Here is a 16,910-nt window from a genome sequence, read left to right as displayed (position 1 = left end):
GACATTCGGGGCGACGCGCGCACCACCGGCGCCGCGCAATGGCGGCGGACGGTCGAGGAAGAGGCACGGGACGCGCTGGTCGCCGGCGGCCGAATGTTATATTATTCCGTAACACTTTCAACCCGTGCCGACCGTCATGTCCTCACCGTTCGATCTGCGTGCCGCGCTCGACCGCCTTGGCGCAACGGGTTCGTTGCTGTGCGCAGTGCATTGCGCGGTGCTGCCGCTGGCCTTGGCGGTGCTGCCGTCGCTGGGCCTGGCGATGTGGCTGGGCGAGGGCGTGGAGCGCACCCTGGTGCTGTTCGTGACCTGCCTGGGCCTGTTCAGCCTGGTGCTTGGCTATCGCCGCCACCGCGTCTGGCAGGCGCTGGGATTGCTCATCCTCGGCTTGCTGGCACTGTGGGCCGGCCTGCTGGTGCCGGCGCTGCATCATGCAGTGGCGCCGCACGCGGCGATCATGACCTTCGGCGGTACCCTGGTCGGGCTGGCGCACCTGCTCAACCTGCGCCTGAACCACGGCCACGTGCACGACGCAAGCTGCGCCCATTGAGCGCACGTGGTAGGCTTGCCGCCCTTGCGCGAGGGCGCCGACCGCGTTGGCCTCGCCAAACCCCGTGCATCGCGCGGGGGTTTTCGCACATACATTCAGGAGTCGATGAGCATGGGTAAGGGTGACCGCAAGACCGCCAAGGGCAAGCGCTACAACGCCAGTTACGGCAATTCGCGCTCGCACAGCGTGAGCAAGGTGGCCGTGGGCGCTGCCGCGCCGGCCGCGAAGAAGTCGGTGGTCAAGGCGCCGGCGGTGAAGAAGGCCGTGGCCAAGAAGACGGTCGCCAAGGCCGGCTGAGCCAGCCACCGGGTGCGACGAAGAACGCGGCGCTTGCGCCGCGTTTTTTTTATGTCCGTGTGATCCCTGGCCGTCGCCGCCAGGCGGCCGGCGGCGGTCCTGCCGCGGAAGCGGCAGTGGCAGCGCGCTTTCCGGTCGCACCAGCGCCGGGCACGCGCCGCCAGTCAGTGCGGGCGTGGCGCGGTGGGGTGGTCGTCGCGATCGTCGTCGTGGTCGCTGCCGGCCAGGTCGGCCACCAGCGAGGTCGGCGTTTCCTCTTCCGCGGGCGGCGTGGGCGCCGGCGGCGGCGCCACCAGCAACAGCTCGGCCAGGCCGCGGTAGATCGGCGTGCGGCAGACCAGCGCCGAAGCGCCGCGGGCGATCAGCACCGTCGCCAGGATCGGCAGCAGCATGTCGCTGCTGTCGGTGAGTTCCAGCGAGATCACCGCCGAGGTCAGCGGTGCCTGGGTGACGCCGGTGAGATAGGCGCACATGCCCAGCAGCACGAAGATGCGCGGGTCCACGCCCGGCATCAGCACGGCCAGGTTGTGGCCCAGCCCGGCGCCGACCGCCAGGGCCGGCGAGAACAGGCCGCCGGGGATGCCGGCCACGTAGGACACCAGGTTCGCCAGCAGTTTCATCAGGCCGAATTCGTGGCCGACGCTGGCATGCCCCTGCACCAGGCTGCGCGCCTGCTCGTAGCCGGTGCCGAACGCGCCGGTGCCGAAGATCAGGCCCAGCAGCACCAGCGCCAGACCGCACAGCGCGGCCAGCAGCACCGGCTGGCGCCGGCGCAGTTCGCCCAGCCAGCGCGGCTTGCCGGCGACGGTGAGCAGCACCATGCGCGCGAAGGCGCCGCCGAGCAGGCCGGCGACCACGCCGCACAGCAGGATCGCCAGCCACGCCTTGCCCAGCGGCAGGCCGGCGGTGGCGACCCGGCCGAAGTAGGTGTAGTCGCCGAGCAGGCCCAGCGAAATCACGCCGCCGACGATCACCGCGGTCAGCAGGGTGCCGGAGAAGTTGTGCTCGAAGCGTCCGCTCAGTTCCTCGATGGCGAACACCACGCCGGCCAGCGGCGTGTTGAACGCCGCGGCGATGCCGGCGGCGCCGCCGGCCAGCAGGAAATGGCTGGCCTGGCGCGCATCGCGAAAGCCGAACCAGCGCCCGAACACGTACATCAGGCTGGCGCCGACGTGCACGGTCGGGCCTTCGCGGCCGATCGAGGCGCCGCCGAACAGGGCCATGGTGGTCAGCATCAGCTTGCCCGCGGACACGCGCAGCGACAGGTTGGCCTGGCGGAAGCCGTCGTCGGGACGTTCCAGCGCGGCGATCACCTGCGGGATGCCGCTGCCGCGGGTGGGGCGCAGTGCGCCGTTGGTCAGCCAGGCCAGCAGGGCGAACACGCTTGGGGTCAGCAGCAGCGCCCACCACGGCGAATGCCCGATGATCCGCTGGAACAGATGGAAGGCGGCGTCGCTGGCCTTGGCGAAGACGATGGAGACCAGCGCCACCGCCACCGCGCCGCCCCACAGCACGGCGCGCTGCTTCCAGCTCTCCTGCGAGATCAGCGGGCGCAGACGATGGCGCAGGCGCGGCGGTTGCGCGGAATCGGGCGAGTGCATCGGCCTATTGTCGCACGCGTCGCCCTGGGCGGACGCCGGCGCGCCGCGGCCGTTGCCTTGGCGCTCAGCGCGGCGCCGGCGGATCGCCGTCGTCGGGCGCGGCAGGGAGAGGGAGCAGGTGGTTCAAGCCAGGGATGGACGTCGATCGCCGCCCCCGTGTGGCCGACACGCTCAGCCGAACAGCGGCGCCATGGTGCCGGCGGCCGCGCTGCCACCCGCGCGCCGCTCCAGCGCCAACAGCGCCGCCTTGGTCGGCAGGCCGCCACCGAAGCCGGTGAGCGCGCCATTGGCGCCGATCACCCGATGGCAGGGCAGCACGATCGGCAGCGGGTTGCGCCCGTTGGCGGCGCCAACCGCACGCACCGCGCGCGGCTGGCCGAGATGCTGCGCCAGTTGCGCGTAGCTCCAGGTCGCGCCGAACGGGATCTCGGCCAGCGCCAGCCACACCCGCTTCTGGAAGTCGGTGCCGTGCGGCGCAAGCGGCAGGTCGAAGTGGTCGCGCTCGCCGGCGAAGTAGGCCAGCAGTTGCTCGCGCGCGGCGCGCACCGGCGCCGGATCGTGCACCCAGTCGGCGCGGCCGCGGGCGTCGTAGCGGTTCTCGGGGAACAGGATGTGGCGCACGCCATCGGCGCCGACGGCGACGGTGAGCATGCCGATCGGGGTGTCGAAACGGTCGTAGGACAGTGGGGACGCGGTCATGCGCGGGTCTCCTCGGGAGGATCGTTGGCCAGGTGCCACAGGTGCAGCACCGCGTAGGCGCGCCAGGGCCGCCAGGCCTGCGCGCGCGCCTCGGTGGCGCGTTCGCTCAGGCGTGCGCCGCCTTCGCCGAGCATGCGTTGCAGCACCAGGTCGCCGGCGGGGAAGGCGTCGGGTTGGCCGAGCGCACGCAGGGCGATGTACTGCGCGGTCCAGGCGCCGATGCCGGGCAAGGTGATGGCGTGGGCGACGAAGTCGTCCAGGCGCTGGCCGGCGCGGAAGGACAGGCGGCCGTCCAGTACCGCCTGCGCCAGCGCACGGATCGTCGCCGCCCGCGAGCGCGGCAGGCCGATCGCTTCCAGCGGCGCGTCGCGCAGCGCCTGCGGCGTCGGGAAGGCGCGGTCCAGCCCCGGCGGTTGGCCGGGCCGCACGGCGCCATGACGCTCGACCAGGCGCGCGGCCAGGGTCGCGGCGCCGGCCACGCTGACCTGCTGGCCGAGCACCGCGCGCACCGCCACTTCGAACCCGTCCCAACCGCCTGGCACACGCAATCCGGGGCGCCGCGCGATGGCGCGCGCCAGCAGCGGATCCTCGCCGAGCGTGGCGTGTACCGCGCGCAGGTCGGCATCCAGGTCGAACACCCGGCGCACCCGCCGCACGATGTCGGGAATGGCGCGCGGATCGGCCGCGGCGATGTGCAGGCGCAGTTCGTGGCGCTGCGGATCGGCCTCGACGCGGATGCGGGTGGAGGCCTCGCAGGGGCCGAGCACGCGCTCGTAGCTGGCCTCGCCGATCCGCTCGATGCCGGGGATCGCGCGCTTGCGCAGGAACGCCAGCATCGCCGGAAAGTCCAGCGGCGGCCGATAGCCCAGGCGCAGCACCAGGTCGCCGCCGGGACTCTCGGCGCGCTGCTTGCGGATCGCCGAGGGCGGCATGCCGCAGCCGTCGAGGAACGCGGCGTTGAAGCGGCGCAGGCTGTTGAAGCCGGCCGCCAGCGCCACCTGGGTGATCGGCAGCGCGGTCTCGGTGAGCAGTTGCTTGGCCAGCAACAGACGCCGGGTGGCGTGCACCGCCGCCGGGGTGGCGCCGAGCTGGGCCACGAACAGCCGCTGCAACTGGCGCGCGCTGATCCCCAGTTCGGCGGCCAGTGCGGCGACGCTGGCGTCCTGCAGCGCGCCCTCGGCGATCAGCGCCAGTGCGCGCCGCACCACCTCTTCGCCCACCTGCTGCTGCGCTTCCGGCGACAGTTCGGGACGGCAGCGCAGGCACGGCCGGTAGCCGGCGGCCGCGGCGGCCGCGGCGCTGGGGTAGTAGCGCACGTTGCTGCGCTTGGGCGGCGGTGCCGGGCAGACCGGCCGGCAGTAGATGCCGGTGCTGCGCACCGCAGTGAAGAACACACCGTCGAAGCGCGCATCGCGCGACTGGCGGGCGCGGTCGTAGAGGGCGTGATCGGCGGCGGCGAGGGCGGGCATGGCGCCAGTCTAGTCGGCCCCGGCGCGGCGCACTGGCCGTTTTCGGACAGCAATGCCGTCGCGCTCGCGTGGCCGAGGTACCCGCGGTTTAGGCGCAGTTGGGGACGTTCCGCGCTGCCGCACTAGACTAGGTCGGCGGGCGCGCTGCGCCTGCGTTCCGTGTTCGCCGTGGATCCTGCGCTTGGCTGCTCCGTTCAGACTCTGCTGGTTGTCGCTGTGTTGCCTGGGCCTGTTGGCCTGCGGGCAGCAGCCGGCGTCGGCACCGCGCACCGTCGCCGACAGCCCCTCCGCCGACGGCGAGCACATGGTCTCGATCGGCACGCCGCCGGCGCCACCGCCGCACGCGGTCGCGCCCAAGCGCGACCCGCAGGCCTGGGACGAGGCCACCCTGGAGAACGGCGAGGCCTTCGTCAGTTGCGACACCGACTACGCCGCCGAGGCCGGCGACGGCCAGCCGCTGGCCGGGCTGGACCGGCCAGCCGTGGAAGCGGCGCTGGCGCCGTGCCGCGAGCGCGGGCTGATGCGGGTGCGCTATGTCGGCAAGATCAACGCCGGCTTCGCCGAGATGGTGCGGCGCCTGGCCGAGGTGGCCAGGCAGAGCGGCATCGGCAAGCGCGTGCTCGACCTCGATTCCAGCGGCGGCCAGGTCGAGGCGGCGATCCGCGCCGGCGACGCGATCGGCGAATCCGGCTGGACCGTGTGGGTGCGCGAAGGTTCGGTCTGCCACAGCGCCTGCGTGTTCGTGCTGGCCGCCGGCGACAACCGGCTGATCTCCGGCAAGGTCGGCATCCACCGGATGATGCGGATCAGTTCCACCGCGACTTCGCGCGCCGAACTCAATCGCGAGTTGCAGGAGGTCTATGGCAACGTCAAGGACTACCTGGAGCGCAACGGCGTGGCGGTGGCGGTGGCCGACCTGATGATGACCGTGCCCAACCGCAGCCTGCGCCTGCTCAGCAGCGACGAACTCAAGCAATACGGGCTCGATGGCACCAACGCGGTGCAGGACGACCTGGAGCGGATCAAGCAGTTGCGCAAGTGCGGCGATGATTTCGTGCGGCGCAAGGATGCGTTCCTGGTCGCCTTCGACCAGGAGTGCAAGACCAAAAAAGACGTGGATCTGGAGAGCCTGACCGCCTGCGGCCAGGCGCTGAAGCAGCGCTTCGGGTTCCCGGACCAGGCCTGTCCGGCGGAGAGCCCGCTGTCGGAGATCGACGTGGCGACACTGCCGCTGGCCTCGCCCGGCGCCTGAACGGCCGCTGCGGCGCGCGGTGCCCATTCACGTGGTGGGCATGGACGCGGGGCTAGCGTCGCCACATTCCATCCCGGAGCACGCGCATGGCCGCCGGAACCCGCTTGATGCTGCGGCTGTATCTGCCCCCAGCGTTGCTGGCGTTGGGCGGCTTCGTGATCGCCGAAGTGCTGCTGCACCTCGCCAACGGCCTGCACGCGCCCTGGCTGGCGCGGACCGGCTCGCTGCTGAGTCTGCTCGCCCTGCTGGCGGCGACCGCCTGGGCGCTGTGGGCCAGCTGGCGCGCCTGGCACCGGCAGCGCTACGCCGCCCCGACCGCGGCTGCGGCAGTGGCGAGCGAGACTGCGGTCGTGGCGGGCGAGGAGACGCCGTAGGCCGCTGCGCTGGTCCGCACAGGCCGCGTAGACTGCGGCCCTTGCCACCGCCGCTGCCGAGCGATGTCCTTGTCCATCTCCGTCCCGTTCCGCCTTACGCTCGTCCTGCTGGCGCTCGTCGCTGGCGTCGCTTCCGCGCAGACCACGCCCCCGGCATCGCCTGCGCCCGCGCCGACGACTGCCCCGCCAGCGGCACCCGCCGCACCTGCTGGCACGCCCGCGGCAGCCCCGAAACCGGCGCCGCGCCATGCCGGCCCCGCCGCGCCCGCGCCTGGACCGCTGGCCAAGCAGGATGCGCAGATGGCGCAGGCCGGCCTGCGCGCCGCGCAACTGGTCGACGCCGGGCGCACCGGCGAGCTGTGGGACGGCGCCTCGGCGGTGGCGAAGAAGGCGGTGACGCGCGCGGTGTTCGTGCGCGAAATCGACGCCGCGCGCGCCCGACTGGGCGCGCTGCTCGGCCGCGGCGTCGCCAGCGTGGCGCGGGTGCAGTACGCCGCCGGCTCGCAGGTGCCGCCGGGCACCTACGTCAACATCAGTTTCCCCAGCCGCTTCGCCAATGCGCCGCAGCCGGTGCGCGAACTGGTGTCGTTGCGGCTGGACGAGGACAAGACCTGGCGCCTAGTCGGTTATCACGTCGCCATGCCCGATTGAGCGGCATGCTGCGCGCCATCTTTCCGTTCCCGATGAGGCTCCGATGCCCACCGAAATCCGCATGCTGGCCTGGGCGATCCTGCTCGGGATCGTGCAACTGCTGCTCGCCTCCGCCTTCGTCACTGCACAACGCGGCTTGAAGTGGAACGCGGGAGCACGCGATGCGCCGCAACCGCCGCCGGCCGGCGTGGCCGGGCGCCTGGATCGCGCGCTGCGCAATTTCCTGGAGACCTTCCCGTTCTTCGCCGCCGCCGCGGTGGCGGTGGCCGCGCTGGGCAGGGGCGATGCGCACACCGCGCTGTCGGCGCAAATCTATTTGTGGGCGCGGGTGGCCTATGTGCCGCTGTACGCGGCCGGCGTGCCGTACGTGCGCAGCCTGGTGTGGGTGGTGTCGCTGTGGGCGATCCTGCAACTGGTGTGGGCGCTGTTCTGAGCGCGCCGCACTGCGACCGATCGTCGCAGCGCTGATCCAGATCAAGGACGCGGTGCGCGGCGGTCGTATGCTGGCCGGGTCCGATCACGGAGTCGCCGCATGCAAGTGGATATCGCCATCGTCGGGGCCGGCCCTGCCGGCCTGTGCTTCGCCCGGTCGCTGGCCGGCAGCGGCCTGTCGCTGGCGCTGATCGAGCCGCAGCCGCGCGCGGCGTTGGCCGAGGCCGCCTTCGACGGCCGCGAAATCGCCCTGACCCATGCCTCGCGGGCGTTGCTGGAACAACTGGACCTGTGGGCGCGGATCGACCCGCAGGCGATCGCGCCGCTGCGCGATGCGCGGGTGATGAACGGTTCCTCGCCGTTCGCGCTGACCTTCGCCGCGGGCGAGGGCGATCGTGGCGACCTGGGCTGGCTGGTGCCCAATCACCTGATCCGCCGCGCCGCGTTCGCCGCGGTGCAGGGCCAGCCCGGCCTGACCCTGCTCGATGGAGTCTCGGTGCAGGCGCTGCGCCGCGACGCGCGCCAGGCGCAACTACAGCTCTCCGACGGGCGCAGCGTGGCCGCGCGGCTGGTGGTGGCGGCCGACAGCCGTTTTTCCAGCACGCGGCGCATGAGCGGAATCGGCGCGCAGTTGCGCGATTTCGGTCGCACCATGCTGGTGTGCCGGGTGCGCCATGAACGTCCGCACCATCAAACGGCCTGGGAGTGGTTCGGTTACGGCCGCACCATGGCGCTGCTGCCACTGCACGGCAACCAGGCCTCGGCGGTGCTGACCCTGCCGCCGGAGCGCGCGCAGGCGCTGCTGCAGATGGACGAGGCGGCGTTGGGGGCGGAGATCGGCGCCTGCTTCGAGCATCGCCTCGGGGCGATGACGCCGCTGGTGCGGCCGCAGGCCTATCCGCTGGTGGCGGTGTACGCGCAGCGCTTCGTTGCCGAGCGCTATGCCTTGATCGGCGACGCCGCGGTGGGCATGCATCCGGTGACCGCGCATGGCTTCAACTTCGGCCTGCAGAGCCAGGCGCGGCTGGCGCGCGCGCTGCACGACGCGGTTGCGCGCGGCGGCGACATCGCCGCGCCGGCCTTGCTGGCCGGCTACCAGCGCGGACACCGCCTGGCCACCCGTCCGCTGTACGAGGCGACCAATGCGATCGCCGCGCTCTACACCGACGACCGCCTGCCGGCGCGCGCCCTGCGCAGCGCCGCGCTGCGCGTGGCCGACCGGGTCGCGCCGTTCAAGCGCGCGATCGCCGCGCACCTGACCCAGCGCGTGGCGGCGATGGGGCGCTGAGGTCAGGCACGCGGCGAGCGGATCGGCGCGTCGGCACATGCGATGTGGTGGTTGTCGTGGCGGCCGCAAGGCAAGCCTTCAGGGTGAACGCGGTTGCGCCGCGCCGGCGACGAGCTCGGCGAGGGCGGCTTGCAGGTCGCCGCCGCGCTGCGCCGCTTCGATCGGGGCGATGGCCCAGGCGCAGCCGGCATGGCGCAGGTGCTGGCGCCAGTCGCCAGGCCAGGCCTCCAGTTCGTCCAGCGCCAGGTGGATGGAGCCGCCGCGCTCGGCATGCCCGCCGCAGATGGATTGGCCCAGGCAGAACGGGCGCTCCGCGTCGGGATCGAGCTGCACGATGTACACGTCGTGGCGCGGATGTTCCGCGGACGGCGCGATGTTGCGGGCGCCGAGTTCGATCAGCATCGTTCGGCACCCCGCATTGCCCGGCACCGTAGGCCGTTGCGTGGCAGGTCGGGCGCGCCGAGGGCGGTCACAGCTTGCCGAGCACCTGTACCTGCACGTCGCCCAGTTGCACCACCTGGCCCGCGCGCACCTTGCAGGCCTTGCGCAGTTCGACCTCACCGTCCACGCGCACCTGGCCTTCGCTGATCACGGCCTTGGCCGCGCCGCCGCTGTCGCACAGGCCGGTCAGTTTCAACAGGTGCTTGAGTTCCACGTAGTCGCTTTCTAGCTGAAGATCGATGGTCTGCATTGGGGGCTGCTCGGAAATCGGCGCCCATTGTCGGTCATTCGCGGACAAAACGCCCAGCGTGTCGCTGGCTGCAGGCTGTTGCCGCGGCGGCGGGCCGCTGCGCCGCGCCTTGTGCACCCCGCGCCAAGGCCGTCGTCCGGCAGTGCGGAGCGGGTCACGCCTGAACGGTGCCCTTCACCTGCTTTCGACATGCGGCCCGTCAGGGCGCACAATAGGGGCTTCTTTGCGCCTGCCGGTTCTCTGCGGCGCCCCCGGAGTCTCCCATGTCCCAAGATACCCCCGCGCCGCTGCTGTTCGCAGATCTCGGCCTCTCCCCTGCTGTGATGAAGGCGGTCGCCGACGTCGGCTACGAGTCGCCGTCGCCGATCCAGGCCGCCACCATCCCGGCGCTGCTGACCGGCCGCGATCTGCTCGGCCAGGCGCAGACCGGCACCGGCAAGACCGCCGCGTTCGCGCTGCCGATCCTGTCGCGGCTGGATTTCGCCCAGCGCAAGCCGCAGGCGCTGGTGCTGGCGCCCACCCGCGAACTGGCGATCCAGGTGGCCGAGGCGTTCCATCGCTATGCCGCGGCGATCCCCGGCTTCCAGGTGCTGCCGGTGTACGGCGGCCAGCCCTACGTGCAGCAACTGTCGGCGCTCAAGCGCGGCGTGCACGTGGTGGTGGGCACCCCGGGGCGGGTGATCGATCACCTGGACCGGGGCACCCTGGACCTGTCCGAACTGAAGACGCTGGTGCTCGACGAAGCCGACGAGATGCTGCGCATGGGCTTCATCGACGACGTCGAGGCGGTGCTGAAGAAGCTGCCGGAGTCGCGCCAGGTGGCGCTGTTCTCGGCGACCATGCCGCCGGCGATCAAGCGCATCGCGCAGACCTATCTGAACGACCCGGCCGAGGTGATCATCGCCTCCAAGACCACCACCTCGGCCAACATCCGCCAGCGCTACTGGGCGGTGAGCGGGCTGCACAAGCTCGACGCGCTGACCCGGATCCTGGAGGTCGAGCCGTTCGACGCGATGATCATCTTCGCCCGCACCAAGGCCGGTACCGACGAGCTGGCGCAGAAGCTGCAGGCGCGCGGCCTGGCCGCGGCCGCGATCAACGGCGACATCCAGCAGGCGCAGCGCGAGCGGGTGATCCAGCAGCTCAAGGACGGCAAGCTCGACGTCCTGGTCGCCACCGACGTGGCCGCGCGCGGCCTGGACGTGGAGCGGATCAGCCACGTGCTGAATTACGACATCCCCTACGACACCGAAAGCTACGTGCACCGCATCGGCCGCACCGGTCGTGCCGGGCGCAGCGGCGAGGCGATCCTGTTCGTCAGCCCGCGCGAGCGCGGCATGCTGCGCGCGATCGAGCGCGCCACCCGCCAGCCGATCGAGGAAATGCAGCTGCCCAGCGTCGACGCGGTCAACGACCAGCGCGTGAGCCGCTTCATGGAGAAGATCAGCGAGACCATCTCCGGCGGCGGCATCGACATGTACCGCGACCTGCTGCAGAAGTTCGAGGCCGAGAAGAACGTGCCGATGGTGGAAGTGGCCGCGGCCCTGGCGCGCCTGCTGCAGGGCGAGACGCCGCTGTTGCTGGCCCCGGACCGTCCGCGCCCGCCGCAGGGCGAACGCTTCGAGCGGCGCGAGCGGCCCGAGCGTGGCGAGCGCCCTGAGCGCCCCCGCTTCGAGCCGAAGTTCGAGCGCGAACCGCGTGCGCCGCGCCGCGACGAGGGCGAGCGGCCCGCGCGTCCGGCGCCGGCTGCGCGCGGCGAGGATTTCGACTACCACCGCGATGTCGGCAGTTTCGAGGCGCCGCGCCGCGACAAGGCGCCGAAAGCGCCGCGTGGCGCGCCGGAAGTGGGCATGGAGACCTACCGCATCGAGGTCGGCCACCAGCATGGGGTCAAGCCGGCCAACATCGTCGGCGCGATCGCCAACGAGGCCGGGCTGGAGAGCAAGTACATCGGCCGCATCGACATCCACGACGACCACTCGGTGCTGGACCTGCCGGCGGACATGCCGCGCGAGTTGCTGACGCACCTGAAGAAGGTCTGGGTGTCCGGCCAGCAACTGCAGATGCGCAAGCTCGACGGCGACGATGCCGGCGGCGCGCCGTTCAAGCCGAAGTTCGCCCGTACCGGCAAGCCCGGCGGCAAGCCCAACGCCGCCGGCCCGCGCCCGGCCGGCCGCTTCGCCGCCGACCGCCCGCCGCGCAAGGGGCCGCCGAAGCGCTGAGAGGCCGGGATTGGGGATTCGGGATTGGGGATTCGTTGTCGCGTTCCCTGATCCCGATGTCTCCCGTGCCGTCGGGCAGGTCGCTTCCATGCGGTGACTCGGGCATGCGAGCCGCTACCCGGTCGACGTCCGCCTGCCGCCTGCCGCTTTGATTGCCTGACTACTCTTACTCGTCGCCGTAAGCGATCACGTGCTTTGACGAATCCCCAATCCCCAATCCCGAATCCCCGCTCCCAGCCCATGTCAGTCCGCCTCAACAAGCACATCGCCGAGACCGGGTTTTGCTCGCGCCGCGAGGCCGATCGGCTGATCGCCGCGCGCCGTGTGACCGTCAACGGCCAGCCGGGCGGGGTCGGCTCGGTGGTGGGCGAGGGCGACGAGGTCAAGGTCGACGGGCAGCCGCTGCGCGCGCGGGCCAAGGCCAAGAGCGGGCGCCGCCACGTCTATATCGCGCTGAACAAGCCGGTCGGGGTGACCTGCACCACCGAGAGCGCGGTCAAGGGCAACATCGTCGACTTCGTCGGCCACGAGCAGCGCATCTTCCCGATCGGGCGCCTGGACAAGGAGTCCGAGGGGCTGATCCTGATGACCAGCAACGGCGACATCGTCAACGAGATCCTGCGCGCCGAGAACCGCCACCAGAAGGAATACCTGGTGGCGGTGAACAAGCCGGTCACCGACGAATTCCTGCGCGGCATGGCGCGCGGGGTGCGCGTGCACGACCAGATGACCCTGCCGTGCCGCACCGCGCGGATCGCCAAGTTCGGCTTCCGCATCGTGCTGGAGCAGGGACTCAACCGGCAGATCCGCTTGATGGCCGCGGCGTTCGACTACCGGGTCACCCAGTTGCGCCGGGTGCGCATCGACAACATCAAGCTCGGCGCGCTGAAGCCGGGCCAATGGCGCAATCTCACCGAACAGGAACTGCGCGGCCTGCTGCCGCAGCGGCAGGAGTGGTAACCGCGTCCCGGTACCGGCGGCCGGCCGCCGCCGCGCGGGCTGGCGGCACGGGCGCCGTCCCTGCCGGGGCTGGCGTCCGCCACGGATTTGGCCATACTGCGCAACGCCAACCGTCGCTTCCACCGGGTACTCCGTGATCAAGCCTCGCAAGCCCGCCAACGAAGCCGCACGCCTGCAGGCGCTGCATGCGTTGCAGATCCTCGATACCGAACCGGAAGCGTCCTACGACGATCTGGTCGGCATCGCCGCCAAGCTGTGCGACACGCCCTCGGCGCTGATCTCGCTGGTGGACGCCGAACGCCAGTGGCTGAAGGCGCAGCGCAACGTGTGCCTGTTGAGCAATGCGCGCGACGAGTCGTTCTGCGGGCACACCATCCTGACCCCGGAGCAGGTCATGGTGGTCGCCGACGCCACCGCCGATGCGCGCTTCCAGCACAATCCGCTGGTCACCGAGGGCGGGGTGCGGTTCTATGCCGGCGCGCCGCTGCTGACCCGCGAGGGCTTGCCGGTCGGCACGGTGTGCGTGCTCGACAATCGCCCGCGCACCCTGGAGCCGGAACAACTGGCGGCATTGCAGGCGCTGTCGCGGCAGGTGATGCAACTGATCGAACTGCGCCGCAGCAGCCATGCGCTGGCGCTGCAGCTGCGCGAACGCGCCTGGTACGAGCAACAGTTGCTGCAGTACCAGGAGTCGCTGGAATCGCTCAACGCCGAGTTGCTGGAGCAGGCCCGCACCGATCCAATGACCGGCCTGCTCAATCGCCGTGCCTTCGCTACCGCGTTGATGATCCACGCCGAGGCGGCGCAGCCGGGCTCGGCGCCGCTGAGCGTGGCGATCCTGGATCTGGACTACTTCAAGAGCGTCAACGACCTGCACGGCCACGACAAGGGCGACGAGGCGCTGTTGGCGCTGGCTGACATGCTGCGCGCGCGCCTGCCGCCGGACAGCGTCGTGGCGCGTTACGGCGGCGGCGAATTCGCGCTGTTGCTGCCCGGCATGGATGCGGTGCAGGCCATGCGCACCTGCGAGCGCCTGCGCCAGGACACCAGCCTGCTGCAACTCGGCATCCCGCTGACCGCCAGCATCGGCGTGGCCACGCTGCAGGACCACGAGAGCGCCGAGGCCCTGCTCAAGCGCGCCGACCAGGGCCTGTTCCAGGCCAAGCGTGCCGGCCGCGATTGCGTGTCGCTGGCGGCGTAGGCACGCCACCTCGCGAACTCAAATCGCGCCGGACGCCTTCGCGCCGTACCCTCACCCCAACCCCTCTCCCGGGGGGAGAGGGGCTATTTCCCGAGCATGCCGCAACTGCACGGGGCGCGGCCAATCCCGACTTCCCAATCCCCAATCCCCAATCCCGGAGTGAACGCCCCAGCGCTCACTCCACCACGTTCTTCGCCTCGCAGGTGGCCAGCAGTTCCGGGTGCTGGAGCGGACGCGTGCGGGTCAGCAGCGGATGCAGGAACACCGCGCCCAGGATCACCGCCACGCCGAGGTAGAACAGCCCGGTGAGCTGGCGTTGCTCGTCCAGCAGCACGATCGCGAACACGATCGCGTAGACCGGTTCCAGGTTGGTGACCAGTTGCACCGCATAGGCGCTGAGCCGGCGCAGCGCGACCAGTGCCAGGGCGAACGGCAGCAGCGTGCACAGCAGCGCCAGCGCCAGCAGCAGCGCGGTGTCGTGCAGGCTGGGCAGCACCAGCAAGGGCCCGCTCAACGCCGGCAGCACGAACGGCAGCAACGGCGCAAGCGCAGTCAGGGTCAGGGTGCCGGCGCCCAGTTCCAGCGCGGTCACGGTCAGCGGATCGGCATGGTCGACCAGGCGCTTGTTGAGCGAGCCGAACGCCGCCACCAGCAACGCCGACACCGCGCCGACCGCCACGCCGGCGCGCATGCCGTGCGGCACCCCGCCGACCACCAGCGCCACGCCGGGCAGCACCGCCAGGCCGAAGGCCAGTTCGCTGGGGCGGAACGGCCGCTTCGCCACCCACGGTTCGATCACCGCGGTGAACACCGGCGCCAGCGCGATGCAGGTCGCCGCCACCGAGGCGTTGGCCAGCTTGATCGCACCGTAGAACGTGAGCCAGTGCAGGCCGACCAGGGCGCCGACGATGGCATAGCCCAGCGCCAGTTTCGGCGTCAGCGCCGCCAGTCCGCGCCACACCCGCGGCAGCAGCGCCAGCGCCGCCACCACCATCAGCATGCGCCACCACACCAGCGGCAGCGCGGGCAGGGTGATCAGCTTGCCGAGAATCGCGGTGATCCCCCACAGCAGGACGCAGAAATGGATTTGCAGCTGGGCTTTGGTGGTGGGGTGCATCGGCATCCGCGTATTGTCGCGCAAAGCGCGCCGCGACGGTCGCGTATCGGCACACGCGTCAGGCGTCTGGTGCGGGCGGCCCCGCGGTCCGCGTCATCCTGCGCGCATAGGCGGCGGTGAGCGGCGGCACCAGGAGCGCCGTCACCACCACCGAGGTCGCCACCAGCGCGGTCGCGGCCGGCGCGGTGGCCCGGAACTGCGGCGCCACCGCCGCCACCAGCGCGGGCGTGGCCACCGCCGCGCCCGCGGTACTGGAGGCGGCAAGGCCGGCACTGCCGTTGCCGCCGGCCAGCCAGCGATCGGCCAGCAGCAGCGGGATCCCGGTCGCCACGATCACCAGCAGGCCGAGTGCGATCCCGGCCACGCCGGCATGGGCGACCATGCGCAGGTCCAGGGTGTTGCCCAGGGCGAAGGCGAAGAACGGGATCAGCGCCGGCACCGCCCGCGCGAACAGCGCGCGCAGCGCCGGGTCCAGGTTGCCGAGCGCGAAACCGGCCAGCAGCGGCAGCACCGCGCCCAGCAGCAGGCGTGGCTCGAAGCTGGCGACGCCGGCAGTGCCAAGGATCAGCATGGTCACCAGCGGTCCGGATTCTAGCGACATCAGCGCCATCGCACCGGCCTCGCCGCGTCGGCCGTACTGCTGCATGAGCGCGGCGAACAGGCCGGCGTTGGTCATGTCCATCGCCGCGACCAGCGCCAGCACCGACATGCCAGTCCACAGGCCGGCGACGATGCCGCCTGGCGGCAACAGGCGCGCGGCGATCACCGCGGTCAGCCACGCCACCGCGATCTTGGTCAGCACCAGCACGCCGGAGGCGCGCAGCACGCGGCCGCCGCTGCGCAGCCGGATCGAGGCGCCCAGGCAGAAGCACCACACCGCCAGGATCGGCACCAACCCGCCGATCAGGCCCTGGGTGAACGAGCCGAACCAGGCGCCGGCCTGCGGCCACAGCGTGTGGCAGAGGGCGCCGAGCAGCAGCGGTGCCAACATCATGCCGCCGGGAAGACGTTCGAGCGTGTGCTTGATCCGCATCGAGGGCTCCGCGTGTGGAGGCGCGGCGCGGGGCCGCGGCCCGGCGACGGCGCCGGACGGGCGGTGTTGTACCGCAGCGGGGCGACCGGCGGGTGTCGCCGGGCGTGCGCGCGCGAGGCTCAGTTCAGTCGTGTTGCGGCCGTGGCGTCGCCGGTCGCGCTTGCGCCGTGCGCCACGTCGCGTGGGCGTGGCCGAACGCGTCACGCCTGTGCGGCGGACCCCAGCAGCTTCAGCAATGCCATCGCTGCGGCGGGATTGCGTTCCTTGGCGGCGCTGATGAAGTAGACGAAGACCTCGCGCGGCGTGGTCTTGGCCACGCTCGTATCCGCGTGCGGCAGCGTTTGCGGATCCTCGCCGCGGCGCCAGGCCTGTGCGTGCGCGGCCCAGGCCTGCAGTTCCTTGGGCGGGTAGCCATGGGCGAGGTCGGCGCGGCTGCGCATCAGCCGTGCATAGACGAAGTCGGTACTCAGGTCGGCGAAGGAGGGGAATTCGGGCGAATCGGTGAACACCGTGGCCACGCCGTGCCGCCGGGTCAGCTGCAGCAGTTCCGGGCCGACGCAATCGGGATCGCGCACTTCCAGCACGTGGCGCAGTCGGCGTCCGCCGACCTTGCGCGGCAGCAGGTCGAGGAACGCGGCCAGGTCGTCCAGGTCCAGGCGGTGGCCGTGTTCGAACTGCCACAGCAGCGGGCCGAGGCGGTCGCCCAGGCTGGCGATGCCGCCGACGAAGTCCTCGATCTGCGTGCCGGCGCCGGCCAGCCGCCGCAGCGCGGTGATGCGCTTGGGCGCCTTGGCCGAGAACAGGAAGCCCGGCGGCGTCTCGTCGCGCCAGCGCGCATAGGTGTCCGGCTTCTGCGCGCCGTAGTAGGTGCCGTTGATCTCGATGCTGGTGACGTGGCGGCTGGCGTATTCCAGCTCGCGGCGCTGCACCAGGCCCTGCGGGTAGAACATGCCGCCACGCCATGGCGCGTAGGTCCAGCCGCCGATGCCGACGCGGATACCCTCCGGCGCGGCCGGGGCGGAGTCGAAGAGGTCGTTCATGCGGGCGTGTCCGGCTGCGGGCGGGGTGCGATT

Annotated in this window: 18 protein-coding genes; 10 read left to right on the top strand and 8 right to left on the bottom strand. The window is 71.6% G+C overall.

Going from position 1 to position 16,910, the window contains the following annotated elements:
- Nucleotides 1–136: 136 nt before the first annotated feature.
- Together J7357_RS10770 and J7357_RS10765 are read left to right on the top strand one after the other, a co-directional pair.
- The gene (locus J7357_RS10770; RefSeq protein ID WP_019801916.1) at nucleotides 137–550 is read left to right on the top strand and encodes a MerC domain-containing protein; all 414 of its coding nucleotides are present in this window, start codon (nucleotides 137–139) and stop codon (nucleotides 548–550) included.
- A gap of 111 nt (nucleotides 551–661) precedes the next feature.
- Entirely contained in the window at nucleotides 662–847 is a 186-nt protein-coding gene (locus J7357_RS10765) for a 30S ribosomal protein THX (RefSeq protein ID WP_010343492.1), read from the top strand.
- A gap of 164 nt (nucleotides 848–1,011) precedes the next feature.
- Here J7357_RS10765 and J7357_RS10760 read toward each other — a convergent pair whose 3' ends face one another.
- The 3 genes from J7357_RS10760 to J7357_RS10750 form a co-directional block, all read right to left on the bottom strand.
- Nucleotides 1,012–2,448: a chloride channel protein gene (locus J7357_RS10760; protein WP_209246345.1), complete on the bottom strand. Its 1,437-nt coding sequence runs from the start codon at nucleotides 2,446–2,448 to the stop codon at nucleotides 1,012–1,014.
- Nucleotides 2,449–2,619: 171 nt separating this feature from the next.
- On the bottom strand, nucleotides 2,620–3,147 hold the full coding sequence (locus J7357_RS10755; RefSeq protein ID WP_209246343.1) for a methylated-DNA--[protein]-cysteine S-methyltransferase: 528 nt from the start codon (nucleotides 3,145–3,147) through the stop codon (nucleotides 2,620–2,622).
- Nucleotides 3,144–4,616, bottom strand: coding sequence for a DNA-3-methyladenine glycosylase 2 (locus J7357_RS10750; RefSeq protein ID WP_209246341.1), 1,473 nt, complete (start codon nucleotides 4,614–4,616; stop codon nucleotides 3,144–3,146). Before J7357_RS10750 ends, J7357_RS10755 begins: the two co-directional genes overlap by 4 nt.
- Nucleotides 4,617–4,797: 181 nt before the next feature.
- Here J7357_RS10750 and J7357_RS10745 point away from each other — a divergent pair, with 181 nt between their 5' ends.
- From J7357_RS10745 to ubiM, 5 genes are all read left to right on the top strand, one after another.
- Nucleotides 4,798–5,868 (top strand): hypothetical protein, encoded by a 1,071-nt coding sequence (locus J7357_RS10745; RefSeq protein WP_244667435.1) that lies wholly within the window; start codon nucleotides 4,798–4,800, stop codon nucleotides 5,866–5,868.
- Nucleotides 5,869–5,954: 86 nt separating this feature from the next.
- Nucleotides 5,955–6,242: a hypothetical protein gene (locus tag J7357_RS10740; protein ID WP_010343497.1), complete on the top strand. Its 288-nt coding sequence runs from the start codon at nucleotides 5,955–5,957 to the stop codon at nucleotides 6,240–6,242.
- A gap of 63 nt (nucleotides 6,243–6,305) precedes the next feature.
- Nucleotides 6,306–6,893: a DUF4019 domain-containing protein gene (locus tag J7357_RS10735; RefSeq protein WP_209246339.1), complete on the top strand. Its 588-nt coding sequence runs from the start codon at nucleotides 6,306–6,308 to the stop codon at nucleotides 6,891–6,893.
- Between the two features lie 43 nt (nucleotides 6,894–6,936).
- Entirely contained in the window at nucleotides 6,937–7,326 is a 390-nt protein-coding gene (locus J7357_RS10730) for an MAPEG family protein (protein ID WP_209246337.1), read from the top strand.
- A gap of 99 nt (nucleotides 7,327–7,425) precedes the next feature.
- Nucleotides 7,426–8,613, top strand: coding sequence for a 5-demethoxyubiquinol-8 5-hydroxylase UbiM (ubiM, locus tag J7357_RS10725; RefSeq protein WP_209246335.1), 1,188 nt, complete (start codon nucleotides 7,426–7,428; stop codon nucleotides 8,611–8,613).
- Nucleotides 8,614–8,691: 78 nt separating this feature from the next.
- Here ubiM and J7357_RS10720 read toward each other — a convergent pair whose 3' ends face one another.
- Nucleotides 8,692–9,015 carry a hypothetical protein gene (locus J7357_RS10720; protein WP_209246333.1) on the bottom strand — a complete coding sequence of 108 codons (324 nt, stop codon included), beginning with the start codon at nucleotides 9,013–9,015 and terminating at the stop codon, nucleotides 8,692–8,694.
- 67 nt (nucleotides 9,016–9,082) lie between these two features.
- Nucleotides 9,083–9,304 (bottom strand): RNA-binding S4 domain-containing protein, encoded by a 222-nt coding sequence (locus J7357_RS10715; protein ID WP_010343502.1) that lies wholly within the window; start codon nucleotides 9,302–9,304, stop codon nucleotides 9,083–9,085.
- A 263-nt stretch (nucleotides 9,305–9,567) separates the two neighbouring features.
- On the opposite strand from J7357_RS10715, the gene J7357_RS10710 reads away from it, so the two are divergent.
- The 3 genes from J7357_RS10710 (at nucleotide 9,568) to J7357_RS10700 (ending at nucleotide 13,687) form a co-directional block, all read left to right on the top strand.
- Nucleotides 9,568–11,526, top strand: a complete 1,959-nt coding sequence (locus tag J7357_RS10710) for a DEAD/DEAH box helicase (protein WP_209246331.1) — start codon at nucleotides 9,568–9,570, stop codon at nucleotides 11,524–11,526.
- Nucleotides 11,527–11,766: 240 nt separating this feature from the next.
- Nucleotides 11,767–12,486: a pseudouridine synthase gene (locus J7357_RS10705; RefSeq protein WP_010343505.1), complete on the top strand. Its 720-nt coding sequence runs from the start codon at nucleotides 11,767–11,769 to the stop codon at nucleotides 12,484–12,486.
- Between the two features lie 133 nt (nucleotides 12,487–12,619).
- Nucleotides 12,620–13,687: a sensor domain-containing diguanylate cyclase gene (locus tag J7357_RS10700; RefSeq protein ID WP_209246329.1), complete on the top strand. Its 1,068-nt coding sequence runs from the start codon at nucleotides 12,620–12,622 to the stop codon at nucleotides 13,685–13,687.
- A 175-nt stretch (nucleotides 13,688–13,862) separates the two neighbouring features.
- On the opposite strand, the gene J7357_RS10695 is transcribed toward J7357_RS10700, so the two are convergent.
- The 3 genes from J7357_RS10695 to J7357_RS10685 all read right to left on the bottom strand — a co-directional run bounded on the left by J7357_RS10695 (nucleotide 13,863) and on the right by J7357_RS10685 (nucleotide 16,877).
- Entirely contained in the window at nucleotides 13,863–14,810 is a 948-nt protein-coding gene (locus J7357_RS10695; RefSeq protein WP_017909938.1) for a DMT family transporter, read from the bottom strand.
- A gap of 52 nt (nucleotides 14,811–14,862) precedes the next feature.
- Nucleotides 14,863–15,837: a 2-keto-3-deoxygluconate permease gene (locus J7357_RS10690; protein WP_209246327.1), complete on the bottom strand. Its 975-nt coding sequence runs from the start codon at nucleotides 15,835–15,837 to the stop codon at nucleotides 14,863–14,865.
- Nucleotides 15,838–16,037: 200 nt separating this feature from the next.
- Nucleotides 16,038–16,877 (bottom strand): DUF72 domain-containing protein, encoded by an 840-nt coding sequence (locus tag J7357_RS10685; protein WP_209246325.1) that lies wholly within the window; start codon nucleotides 16,875–16,877, stop codon nucleotides 16,038–16,040.
- Nucleotides 16,878–16,910 lie beyond the last annotated feature (33 nt).

The sequence above is a fragment of the Xanthomonas sp. D-109 genome, from assembly GCF_017746095.1.
Classification (GTDB): domain Bacteria; phylum Pseudomonadota; class Gammaproteobacteria; order Xanthomonadales; family Xanthomonadaceae; genus Xanthomonas_A; species Xanthomonas_A sacchari.
Note: the sequence above shows the minus strand (reverse complement) of the source record. Positions and strands in the feature narration are given on the sequence as shown.